Below are 11,186 nucleotides of genomic sequence, written 5' to 3' on the forward strand. Positions count from 1 at the left end.
GAAAACACGCGACCTTCCGGAACGGTCTCCCAGTCTTCTTCGGTGAGGGGCTCAGTGGCAAAGACGCGGGACCGGTACGCCGACCCGTTCAGCGTTCGGGTCGAGTGAACCGACCCGCAGATGCCGCAGCCGCGAGGTTCAGTTCGCAGCAATGACCACAGAGATGCGCCGATGCTGCATCCGGCCAGCCCATCACCGGTACCGCTGTTCCACAGCATCTGCAGCAGCGGGGTTTGCATGCCATCCCCGGAGGCCGCCTCCGGCTTGGAGCGTCGACTCCACCGGAGCACGTTCCAGGCAACGGCGCGAAGCGTTCGCACCGACGATCGGGACGGCATCTGGTCGCGGCGTTCCAGCAAGAGCTGAAAAACATGCTCGGCCAGGGCGTCCGTCTGCAGCGCATCGCGTCGCCGGGGGCGTAACGCCCCTCGGATGTCGCTACACACAGCGCCGACCGCCGGGATCGCAACCCGAATCACAGCCATGGATGCACCTTCCACGAGCGGCTGGAGAACCTCGCCACCCACACCCGGACGCGGGCACCACGTCAGCGCCATGCGGCTGAAGGCATCCTGTGCCGAAGAGCGCGTCCGCTGACTGTACGGCTGCGGCGTGCGCTGCAGTCGGGTCGCGACGTGCCCCTCCCGGACGTGGGCGGTTCCCCAAGCGGGCACCGTCCGCCCGGTCCTAGCACCATCCACAATGCGACGTTCATGCGCCTCAAGGAGCTCGCAATCCACTCGGGTCGGATGGGTGGCTACCATTCCATACAGGTATGCCATGGTTTTTCGGGGCTTCCTACAGGTCGTGCGATGCGGGGACGTAGGCACACCGTCCCCGGTGCGTGTTACGTAGGCGACGCAGGCAGCGGCGTTACATACGCGACGTTGAACGGAAACCTGTTGGCGCCCGTCAACGCGTGCCGCCCGGATGCGTACGAATGGATATCGTCGGGTATTATTGCTACACGCAAACCTCTGCGAGCGACCATTCCGACGGACAACATTTCCCGGGCGATACAATAATCGTAGACGACGGTGCGTTCGCATCATCCCACGCGACGTCACCGTCTGGTGATCGATCACGAGCGCTTCCCACACGCGCATGACTCCCACCGACGAAGAACTGGTTGCAGCCTACCTGGAGGACGGCGATGAACGTGCCTTCCGCCAGCTCGTGGAGCGCTACCAGGACCAAATTTTCGGATACATCATGAGCATGGTGAAAGACCGTGCTCTGGCCAACGACCTGTTCCAGGAGACCTTCTTGCGCGTGATCGATGCGATGCAGGACCGGAAGGGCTCCTACACCCGACAGGGATACTGGAAAAGCTGGGTCATGCGCATCGCCCGGAACGCGACGATCGACCACATCCGGAAGCAGAAAAAGTGGGCCGATGTATCCTCCGATGAAGAGGACGGCTACTCGTTCTGGGACCGGCTGCCGGACGATACACCCTACGCCGACGAGGAGCTTCACCGCGCCGAGCAGCGCGAGTGGCTCGACGAGCACATCGAAAAGCTGGCGCCCGAACAACGCGAAGTCCTGCTCCTCCGCCAGACCACCGACCTCACGTTCCGGGAGATTGCCGAAATGACCGACGTCTCCATTAATACGGCCCTCGGACGTATGCGCTACGCGCTCAAGAATCTCCGCAAGATGATCGAAGCCTCCGGCAAAACGTCGCTTGCTCCGACTGTGGATTCGTAACGCCGCGGTCTTCTCGCACTCCCCTGCCGCCTGCTGTTCGACGACCCGAACCCGCTCTTATGGACGAAACGCTACGCATTGTACGCCACCTGTACGGAGAGGAGCCCGATCCTGAGGATCTGCGGCGCCGTCTCCGCAACAATCCGTCCCTATCCCGCGAACACGATGAGCTGGCCGAAGTGAAGGAGCTGCTCGACCGAAAATCGACGGCTCGACCGGACGCCTCCGTGCTCGACGCCATCACCGAGGCCGCTGCCGAAGCGGCCCAGCCGACCGCGTCGTCGGGACCTGCAGCCCGCCGGGACCGGCAGCCGGTCGGCCGTTCGGTTCGTTCGTCATCCGCACTCTCTCGGCGCCTTCAGCAGGCAAGCCTGGCCGCCGCGCTGGTTCTGGTTGCCGCTCTCGGATGGTGGCAGCTGGACACCGAGGAGCCCTCGTCGACCGCGCCGGTGAGTGCGCAGACCGAATCCCAGCTTCCCCCGGCCGCCCGCGACCTGCCCGAATGGGACGAAGGCGATGACGTGGTTCGCTTGCATCGGCGCCTCGAGGTGGTCAACGCCCGAAGCGCCCCACCAACCTCGTGGAACGACCGGTCGGGATTCATCCCGGCGCAATCGACCCGACCGTGATCCGCCATCTGGTTCCGGGCATCGCCGCTCCGATTCTGACGTCTCCTCTCCCCTTCCTCCGGTTCGCTGTGTTCTCGCCTCCCGATCTCATGAGCCGCTTTCATCTTCTCCTTGGCCTCGCGCTGATCATCGTTTTCGCTGCCGCGCCCCCCACGCAGGCGCAGACCGAGACGCGCACGCTGACCATCCACAATAACACGGTCTACGTCGACGGCAAAGCCATTGGTACCGACGAACTGCCGTCGTCTCTCGACGTCTCTGGCATCGAAGCACAGTACCGATTCCTCGGCATTCGAAAGCCGGTCGTGGAAATCAACGGGTCGCTCTATGCGGTGACAAGCACGCTTGAACCCGTCTCCGAGGACGAGGTCCGCCGCCAGAACGACGCGTCCGTCATTCTTCAGCGACCGCAGCGTACAGCGCAAAGCGGGGTGTCGGCGGCCTCCCAGTCGCAGACGCGGACCGCCGATCGATCAACGAGCACGGCCGGCAGCATGGAGACGGCTCACCAGGAGTACATGCAGGAGATGCGCCGTCGAAGCCAGGAACTGTACGAGAAGCTGATGCGGGAGCGACGGATGGAGATGGAGTCGCGAGAAATCGCCAAGACGATCCGCCTGCTGCCGGATGGCCCGGAGCGGGAAACGCAAATCGACACGTTGCGCGCGACGCTGAATCGTATCTTCGACCTGAAGCAAGACAACCGCCGACATGAGATCGCGCAGCTTCAGCGCCAGATTGACGAACTCCAACGCCGCCTGGAGCAGCGAGAAGAAATGCGCGACGAGATGATCCAGCGCCGTCTCGAAGAACTCATCGGAGAGGAGATCTCTCAACCCGACTGACGCGCGGCCGCTCCGTTTCCGACGTGTAGCTCTCCACGCTCAGCGCCCGCCCGGAGCATCCGCGGCGGGCGTTTCTGGTTGATCGCGCGCATCCGTAGGGATTCTCATCCAGGGTCTAAATGGAAAATCCGGCTGCTGCGCCTTTACTTTGCTTATTCCGCATTGCATACTTTAACGCACGCTGAAGCCGACCCCGACGTCCCCGCTGCACGCCGCTGAGTGATCGCCGCCCCCGTCATGAATGCCTTCTCCCGCCCGCGCCCCGGTGCATGTTGCATCTCCCGGCTGTTTACGGGAGTGCTCCTGCTCGTGTGCGCGTACGGCATGTCGCCGGTCCCGTATACTTACGGCACGCCGTCCACGAACGGTCCTGTCGCCGAGGGCGCTCGCGCGGAGCTTACGAACATTTCCTTCTCGGCCCGCTCGGACGGGCAGGGGTACGTCGTGCGCGTCCAGGCATCGCAGAAGATTGCCGCGTACGGCATGCCCCGGTCGGTCGGTGAGAACGAGCTGAAGTGGACGCTCTACAATACGGCCCTGGCCTCGTCCTTTCATCATGACGCGCCCGAGGGACCCATCCAGCGATTCAGCACGGACCAACAGGACGGGCACGTCATCCTTCACTTCCACCTCGATCGGGACGTCGAGCCCGACGCCTATCGCGATCGAGCCTCGAACGACGTGCTGCTGAATCTGGCATTTCCGGGAGGGACGGACGCGCCGCGCCCGGTGCCGACACCGGTCGCCGAAAGCCGGCCGTCCGATGGGAGCGCCGCCGAGTCCTCGCCCCCAACACGAACGGCGTCGTCCAGCTCATCCGGGGGCTCTTCATCGAATGCAACGGCCGCGTCCATGCTCGGCGGCGCGTCGCAACAGGCCCGGGAGCGCTGGCGCCTCGACAAGGTCGTCATCGACGCCGGACACGGCGGCAAGGACCCCGGCGCCTCTGCAAATGGCATCCGGGAGAAGGACATCGTGCTAAAGGTGTCCAAGCAGCTCGGCCGGTATCTCGAAGAGAATCTCGGCATCGACGTTGTCTACACACGGACGGATGACACCTTCATCGAACTGGAGGAGCGAGGAAAAATCGCGAACCGAGCAGGCGCGAAGCTTTTCATCTCCATCCACATCAATGCGGCTCGGTCTCGCTCCGCTCGCGGAACGGAAACCTTCTTCCTCGGCCAGCACAAAACGGAGGCCGCGCGGAAGGTGATGGAGCGTGAGAACTCGGTGATCCGCTTCGAGGAAAACACCGAGAAGTACGAGGACTACGATGAGCAGGCGCTCGTTCGCCAGGTGCTCGCGCAGAGTGCGTATATGCGGCAGAGCGAGAAGCTGGCGTCGCTGATCGAATCGCAGTTCGAGGATCGCGTGAACCGGCGCAGCCGCGGCGTACACCAGGCCGGGTTCTACGTTCTGTGGAGTGCGTCGATGCCTGCGGTCCTGGTGGAACTGGGCTTCCTCACGAACCCGACCGAGGCCCGCTTTCTTAAGAGCGAGCGGGGCCAGACCTACCTGGCCAGTGCGATCTTTCGCGCGATCCGCGATTATAAACAGATGTACGAGAAAGGGATTACCCGTACCTCGCGATAGCGGCGCGCGTCGGCTTATCGACGCATGTCCTCCACCGGTTATGGCGCCGCACCGGGGACACTTCCTATTTCGCCGCGCCGCGGTCTGGTTCCCCGCCGTTACTCTTGCGCCGTGAGGAGCGGCTTTTCCGTGTGCAGGCAACCTCTCCATTGTGTTCATGACGGGAGAGGAACGCTTGTTGCACTTCTTCCCGACGCGTACCGGTGCGGATTCGCTCTGCAGTCGATCCACGCGCCGGCCCTTTTTCATGATCCATCCCTCCCCCATGCGCACCCGCCAGCTCCGCCCGGTCGCCGTTCCCCTTATCGCTCTGGTTGGCCTCTTCGTCATCCTCGCGGCATGCGACACCGCCGGTACGGAATCAGATGACACGATCACGTTAAACGATCCAGCCACGCCGACGACCGTCACATACGAGTTCGAATACAACCCGAGCACGGCCGTCAACAACGAGGTCGGCGTCGTTTCCTCCGGGAGCGACAACCTGAGTTCGATCATAGCCAGTTACGGCTTCAGCCGGGGCGATGTCGTGTCGGCCCGCGTCACAAGCATCACCATTAGCCGCTCCGCAGGTACGACGGCTGCGACCGCTTCGAAGTTGTACGACTACGTCCAGAACGTCGAGATGTACCTCGGCGATAGTGAAGGCGGACCTCTCATTGCCGCACAGCAACCGGTGCAGTCGACCCTTTCCACCCCGCTGGAGGTGGCGGATACGGACGTGTCCTCCACCGTTCAGGCTGGCGCCTCCCCTGCCTTTATGGTCATCGGCGTGAACAACACCAGCGAAAGTCAGGGCTTCATCGAAGCCACGGTCGATTACCGGATCGAGGTGCAGAGCGAGTAGTCGCACCCTGCCGACACATGTTGGACGTCTACCGAGATGGCCCGTCCGGAGCGCTTCCGGCCGGGCCGTTTTTTCGTAGCACAATGCTAACCCGCGTCCCCGCGCCTCACTACCGTAGGGGGGTTCAGTGCTCGGTAGATGACCCATCGCCGTCGACCGATGCGGGCAAGACGTTGTGCTGGATCCAGTCGACGATTGCGCGGGCGTCGGCGACGGCCTGCCGGGCATCTCCTTGCCGCTCCGGCAGCCGGCGGCGAAAGAGCGCATCCGGCTCGTACAAAAGCGAGACGTCAAGCCCGGACAGATTGTCGAGCGTGTCGACCACCTCAGCGGGCCATTCCGCACCGGTTCGTCTCGCCAGCTCGATCAGGTTGTGGGTCACCGGCGGCGTTTCACCCGTCGAGGCACGGACGACCGCTTTCAGCGCTTTCTCGACCGCAAGATGGGCGAAGGCGACCGCCTGAGGACCAAAGCCGCCCTGCAAGAGGTGCTCCGCTGCTCTCAGGTCGCGCTGGGACTGCTCCCACCAGTCGGACGGGGAAAGGCGACGGTGGGGCATGGCAGAAGCGGTTTGTACGAGGGGCGCGGTAAGCGTGGGAGAAATGGCCGGCTACTTCGACTGATTCTGCAGCCAGTCGGTAACGAGCGAGAGGACCTCGGGCGAGACGGTCCATTTTATGCGACCGTACTCGCCGGGACGCCCGGACGTTGCCGGCTGAAGAAGGTGATTCAGGCCCTCCATTTCGCGCACCGTTACATCCGGGGAGGCGCTCCGCGTGAGCGCTTCCCGAAGTGCTTCACGATTCTTCGCCGGCTTGAGCTGCGTGTCTTTCGTGCCGTACACGGCGAGAACCGGCTCGTCGACCGATCGGAGAGCCGGCGCCGGATTGTACCGGATAAACGCGCGAAGCCAGGGAGCGGTCAGGCGTTGGATTTCCTGCTGAATGAGATCTTCGCCCTGAATCCCCCGCGTGTCGATCATGATCCGACGGAGCTCACTCGCCATCCGGCTTGAGTCGGGATTCGACCGGATCGCCTCGAAGATGCGGTCCTGCGTGCCCCGCTGCATGGCCCGTGTGCGCTCGTCTACGCCGTTGGCGTCGGCCCGGATGTCGAGTTGGTCGCTCAGAATTTCGTCCCCGGACAGGGCGGGCGTCGCCAGCAGGACGAGAGCCCCCACACGATCGTCCCGGTTGGTCACCATCGTCGCGATCGTGCCGCCCTCGCTGTGCCCGATGACGGCGAGTCGCGACGCATCGACACCCGGGTGTCCGGCCAGAGCGTCCAGAGCAGCTTCTGCATCGACGGACAGTTCTGCCGTCGTGTGGCCCGTCGGTGTACCGCCGGACGCTCCCACCCCTCGCTCATCGTAGCGCAGCACGGCAAATCCCGCTCGGGTCAGCGCGTCGGCCCATATGCGGAAGGGGCGATGTCCGGCTACGGAGGCATCGCGATCCTGCGCGCCTGCACCGGCCACGAGCAGAACCGCCGGGTGTGGTCCGCCGTCTTGGGGGAGCGTGATCGTACCGGCAAGCTGCGTCCCGTCGCGGGTCTGAATGTTTACCATGCGTTCGCGGTACGGGAGCGGTTCGTCCGGCTCCTGCGGCCGCTCAATACCCGGAACGGCATCGGTGCGACGGAGCGTAAGCGAGAGCCGTGCCGGCCCCTGTGCCCACTGACCGTCGATCGACTGGCGGTCGTCCTGCATGACACCGGCGAACTGCCCGGCAATAGCGCGAACACCGATGCGCAGCGTGTCGGCATCGCGGACGACCTCAGACAGGCGGATGCCGGTCGCCCCCTGGTCCGGACTGTCCATGGTGCCGGTCAGCGCGCCGTCCTGCGCGCGTCGAAGGTGAAAGACGACGCGGAAGTCGCCGTCGGGCACGGTGAGCGTGCCCACCCAGGAGCCGGTTATCGTCGTATCGGCAACCGGCTGACCGTGGACCATCGCCGTCGCGCCAAGGAGTGTGCAGAGACATGCAACCAGAAGGCGAGAGGTGCGAGACATCAAGGGTGTCGTGCTATTCGGGCTATTTCGTGACAAACGCTTGACCGACGCGAGGTCATGCGAGAAAAGAGCGGAGTTCACCGGAATCAAACGATTGGACGGTGCCGCCCAGAAGGCTTCGCATTACTAACCGTGCATCCGGCGTGTCGATGCGGAAGAAATGAGCTGGACAGGTACAGTCAGACGCTCCGGCCCCGCTGCACGGCAGCTCGCTCCATGGGGTTGAACGGACCTCCTCCGCCCACGCGCATTCGTGACGGTCGTCGTCCGTCGAGAACAGGACATGCTCGACCGTAAGACACCGGCGCAGATAGTCGATGTGCCAGTGTGGGGACGACGGCACGGGTCCGAGGTGCCGACGCAGCCGTGCCGGGAGGCCGCCCGGGCCAAAGGCGCTTCCGACGTAAACGTACCGTCCTGCGTCAAGGCGGACCGTCCCCAGCGCGCCGACCTGCGTCTCACAGGGCTGCTCCGACTGCAGGAGCAGAAGATACGTCCCGGTGGGTGTCTCGGCCGCCATGAGCCATCTCTCAGAGTTCAGATGATACCCGGACGGTGATGCCCGCGTTACATCGGTCGCCGACAGACGGTTCGATCGGACATCACCGACTTGCAGCTTCGCCCGCCTGCATCTTCCAGAACGCAATGCCGCCCGCCTGCGCCCCCACGTCTGCGTGGGCAACCTTTTCATCCGTAGACAGATCGATCACGTCGACCGCTCCCGGCTCGCCTCCGACGCCTTCCGCGGTGACGAACGCGTAGCGGCTGTCCGGCGTGACCACCACACCGTGTGAAACGCCGCGGGTATTTTCCACGAGAGCGCGGCGCGTTCCTGTTTCAACGTCCCAGATTCCGGTTTCCCCGGACCCCTTGTACGTAACGACGAGGGTCGAGCCGTCCGGTGTCACGTCGAGGTTATACGGGCTCGTGCCCTTCCCGGTCGCGAAACGCTCCGTCACCTCCCAGGCATCCAGATCGACGACTACCACTTCGTCGGCCCCGTTGTGTGCGACGTAGGCGACCGGTTTCGACGGATGGGGCTGCACCCAGGTCGGCTTGATCATGCCCGTGCCCGTCTTCAGCGTCCGCGACACCTCGCCGCTCACCACGTCGATTTCGTAAAGCGTCCCGTCCATCATGCCCACGGAGTAGTGCGTCCGGTGGTCGGGACTGAGTCGTGACCCGTGCGGCATGATGCCCGTCTCGATTGTCTGGACCTCCGTCATCGACTCGGTCTCCACGACGGACACGGTGCTGGGCTCCGGCTCGCCGTGAAGGTTGAAATTCACGACGTAGAGGAGCCCGGTCACATCGGAGATCTGCATCGTCGCGGGGAACAGCCCGACCTCCGCGGCTTCGAGTTTGCGGTTCGTGCCGGTCTCGTACTTGACGACGCGGCCGAACGGTTTGCCGTGCGCGATCGAGACGAACCAGTGCTCGCCGTCCGGCGACACCGTCATGCCGTGGGCGCCTTCGGTCTCCACCGGAATCTGTCCCACAGGGACCGCTTCCTGCACGACAGCCTCCGTTCCGTCGAACCGGATCAGCGAGACCTCATCTGCCGATTCAGACGCGACGTAGGCAAAGTATTCCTGAGCCTGTGCCGGCGCGTGAGCGATGAGCACGAAGGCGAACGTCAAGAGAAGGACGCGGGCGATGCGCATAGGCAGATACGTAACAGTCGAGATGAGTGGAGTCGGGGCGACACGTTTACCGGGTCGCCGACACACGGTCCTGCTCGGGGCGCTTCAGCTTGACGACCCATAGGCCGGAGTTCCAATCGGAGAAAAAGATGTGGCCTTTGTGCGGCTGCGGGCCCCAAGCCATCGGTGCATTCGCCACCCGCCCCTCCGGGTCGAATGAGCGGAAGCGCGCAATTTCGCGGCCCTGCGCATACAGATCTCCTTTCAGGTCGCCCGAGAGGTCGACAACGCGGAGGCCTGCGTTGTAATATGCCACATAGAGCACGTCGCCGTCTACCCAGTAGTTGTGGGTACCGGCCTCGGGGACCTGATAGCGCGCCTCTTCCGTCGGATTGTCCGGGTCGGTGAAGTCGACGAAGTGGAGCCATCCGGCCGGAATCGTCGGCTCATTGTCGATGTTGAGGCCGTTCGGGAAGGCTTCATCCCCTGCGATTACCCACTTTTTACCGGTTTCGCTGTCATCGTACGGAAACGCCGCGTGATTCCATCCGCTCGGATACGCATAGCGACCGATCTCGACCGGATTCGACGGCGATCCGCCCTTGATCCCGTTTCCGACGTCGACAAGGACGACGCCGTCCTCCCAGTTAGACGAATAGGCGATGCCGTCCATCACCCAGACGTCGTGAATCGACGCCCCGGGCGAATCAAGTTCGAAGGTGGCGACATGCTCCGGATTGGCACGGTCCTCGATGTTTAGGATCTCGTATCGCTGTCCGGCGCTGAGCGCGTACACGTGATTCTTGTAAATGAACAGGTTGTGCACGCCGCCCGTCAGTCGCTCGGTGTACTCCGTGATCACGGATACGTTGGTCGGATCCGTGCAGTCCAGAATCACGATGCCGTTCTTCCGGTCGGATGCCCCCTCGCGACTGATGATGCACGTCCGTCCGTCTTCGCTCACCTTTACGTCGTTGACCGTCCGCGCGTCCACGGTCACCGTGTCGACCGGCGTCGGGTTGGCAGGATCGGTGACGTCCCAGAAGTAGGCTTCGCCGTTTCCTCCCCATGTACCGGTGATAACGTAGTCGCGCCCGTCGACCGCCTCCCAGACCCACAGGTCAGACGTGTGCACGCTGGACACCTGCCCACGCCCCACCAACTCGATGCTCCCCTCCGGATTTCGCTCCGTGACCGTTATCGTCGTCTCTGCGACATGGGCGCCGCTCGTGGCAACCACCGTGTACGTCCCGGCGTCTTCCGCGACGAAGCGTCCGTCGGCACCGATCTCGGCAGGGGCGCCGGGTGCGATCGGCCCCGTTTCGTCAATGCGAACGGAATAGCGGATCGGCGCATCGGTCACAGGTGCATCCGCCTCGTCGCGTGCCGTGGCCGTGAACGCGAGTACATCCCCAGTGCGTGCCGTCTCCGCGCCTCCGGTCAGATCAAGCGAGACGACCGGATTCTCCTTCACCTCGACGGTATGCCTCGCCTCAAAGTCCCCGGCCGATGCAGTCAGTGTCACCGTCCCCGGGGTGCGGGCATGGAGGCGATTCAGGCGATCGGTTTCGGCAACCGAAGCATCGCTGCTGGTGACCGATACCGAGATATCGTCCCGTGCGGTGCCGTCTTCCGTCTGGGCCTGGACTGTAAGCGGCATCATCGTCTCCGTGTACATGGACGCCGGCGCGTCAACGAAGGCGACTCCGTCAACGGGCTTCGGCGCAACCTGTACGGAGAAGCGGTTCATGATGCGCTTCTGTCCATCCTGGGCCGGTCGTAGAGCAATCACTTCATGCTCCCCGGCCTCGATCGCTGTCAAGAGCCCGTCGCGCGAGGCGGCCACGGCTTTCGACGGGGAATAGAAGACGACGGTCGTGTCAGCCGCACGCGTCCCGTCTTCCGCTA

Annotated in this window: 11 protein-coding genes; 5 read left to right on the forward strand and 6 right to left on the reverse strand. The window is 63.8% G+C overall.

What is annotated here, in order from left to right:
- The coding region (locus ACFCU0_RS03090; RefSeq protein ID WP_434972198.1) for a hypothetical protein at nucleotides 1-782 on the reverse strand (782 nt) is incomplete at its 3' end.
- 322 nt (nucleotides 783-1,104) lie between these two features.
- Between ACFCU0_RS03090 and ACFCU0_RS03095 the strand changes: the two genes are divergently transcribed.
- The 5 genes from ACFCU0_RS03095 to ACFCU0_RS03115 all read left to right on the forward strand — a co-directional run bounded on the left by ACFCU0_RS03095 (nucleotide 1,105) and on the right by ACFCU0_RS03115 (nucleotide 5,624).
- Nucleotides 1,105-1,710: an RNA polymerase sigma factor gene (locus tag ACFCU0_RS03095; RefSeq protein WP_434972199.1), complete on the forward strand. Its 606-nt coding sequence runs from the start codon at nucleotides 1,105-1,107 to the stop codon at nucleotides 1,708-1,710.
- 59 nt (nucleotides 1,711-1,769) lie between these two features.
- Nucleotides 1,770-2,339, forward strand: coding sequence for a hypothetical protein (locus ACFCU0_RS03100; RefSeq protein ID WP_434972200.1), 570 nt, complete (start codon nucleotides 1,770-1,772; stop codon nucleotides 2,337-2,339).
- Nucleotides 2,291-3,184 carry a hypothetical protein gene (locus ACFCU0_RS03105; protein WP_434972201.1) on the forward strand — a complete coding sequence of 298 codons (894 nt, stop codon included), beginning with the start codon at nucleotides 2,291-2,293 and terminating at the stop codon, nucleotides 3,182-3,184. Before ACFCU0_RS03100 ends, ACFCU0_RS03105 begins: the two co-directional genes overlap by 49 nt.
- 237 nt (nucleotides 3,185-3,421) lie before the next feature.
- Nucleotides 3,422-4,777 (forward strand): N-acetylmuramoyl-L-alanine amidase family protein, encoded by a 1,356-nt coding sequence (locus ACFCU0_RS03110; protein WP_434972202.1) that lies wholly within the window; start codon nucleotides 3,422-3,424, stop codon nucleotides 4,775-4,777.
- Nucleotides 4,778-5,042: 265 nt separating this feature from the next.
- The gene (locus tag ACFCU0_RS03115; protein ID WP_434972203.1) at nucleotides 5,043-5,624 is read left to right on the forward strand and encodes a hypothetical protein; all 582 of its coding nucleotides are present in this window, start codon (nucleotides 5,043-5,045) and stop codon (nucleotides 5,622-5,624) included.
- Between the two features lie 124 nt (nucleotides 5,625-5,748).
- Here ACFCU0_RS03115 and ACFCU0_RS03120 read toward each other — a convergent pair whose 3' ends face one another.
- The 5 genes from ACFCU0_RS03120 to ACFCU0_RS03140 form a co-directional block, all read right to left on the reverse strand.
- On the reverse strand, nucleotides 5,749-6,183 hold the full coding sequence (locus ACFCU0_RS03120; RefSeq protein ID WP_434972204.1) for a HEPN domain-containing protein: 435 nt from the start codon (nucleotides 6,181-6,183) through the stop codon (nucleotides 5,749-5,751).
- Nucleotides 6,184-6,234: 51 nt separating this feature from the next.
- Entirely contained in the window at nucleotides 6,235-7,635 is a 1,401-nt protein-coding gene (locus ACFCU0_RS03125; RefSeq protein WP_434972205.1) for an alpha/beta hydrolase family protein, read from the reverse strand.
- A gap of 55 nt (nucleotides 7,636-7,690) precedes the next feature.
- The gene (locus ACFCU0_RS03130) at nucleotides 7,691-8,155 is read right to left on the reverse strand and encodes a GIY-YIG nuclease family protein (RefSeq protein WP_434972206.1); all 465 of its coding nucleotides are present in this window, start codon (nucleotides 8,153-8,155) and stop codon (nucleotides 7,691-7,693) included.
- 82 nt (nucleotides 8,156-8,237) lie between these two features.
- Nucleotides 8,238-9,299: a YncE family protein gene (locus ACFCU0_RS03135; RefSeq protein ID WP_434972207.1), complete on the reverse strand. Its 1,062-nt coding sequence runs from the start codon at nucleotides 9,297-9,299 to the stop codon at nucleotides 8,238-8,240.
- A 46-nt stretch (nucleotides 9,300-9,345) separates the two neighbouring features.
- Nucleotides 9,346-11,186: hypothetical protein (locus ACFCU0_RS03140; RefSeq protein WP_434972208.1), on the reverse strand; the 1,841-nt coding region annotated here is incomplete at its 5' end.

Source organism: Longibacter sp. (assembly GCF_051155795.1).
Taxonomy (GTDB): Bacteria; Bacteroidota; Rhodothermia; order Rhodothermales; family Salinibacteraceae; genus Longibacter.

What these genes read in the sequence shown, in the direction of transcription:
- ACFCU0_RS03095 (WP_434972199.1), top strand. Translation starts at nt 1,105, where the DNA reads ATGACTCCCACCGACGAAGAACTGGTTGCAGCCTACCTGGAGGACGGC.
- ACFCU0_RS03100 (WP_434972200.1), top strand. Translation starts at nt 1,770, where the DNA reads ATGGACGAAACGCTACGCATTGTACGCCACCTGTACGGAGAGGAGCCC.
- ACFCU0_RS03110 (WP_434972202.1), top strand. Translation starts at nt 3,422, where the DNA reads ATGAATGCCTTCTCCCGCCCGCGCCCCGGTGCATGTTGCATCTCCCGG.
- ACFCU0_RS03115 (WP_434972203.1), top strand. Translation starts at nt 5,043, where the DNA reads ATGCGCACCCGCCAGCTCCGCCCGGTCGCCGTTCCCCTTATCGCTCTG.
- ACFCU0_RS03120 (WP_434972204.1), bottom strand. Translation starts at nt 6,183, where the DNA reads ATGCCCCACCGTCGCCTTTCCCCGTCCGACTGGTGGGAGCAGTCCCAG.
- ACFCU0_RS03125 (WP_434972205.1), bottom strand. Translation starts at nt 7,635, where the DNA reads ATGTCTCGCACCTCTCGCCTTCTGGTTGCATGTCTCTGCACACTCCTT.
- ACFCU0_RS03130 (WP_434972206.1), bottom strand. Translation starts at nt 8,155, where the DNA reads ATGGCGGCCGAGACACCCACCGGGACGTATCTTCTGCTCCTGCAGTCG.
- ACFCU0_RS03135 (WP_434972207.1), bottom strand. Translation starts at nt 9,299, where the DNA reads ATGCGCATCGCCCGCGTCCTTCTCTTGACGTTCGCCTTCGTGCTCATC.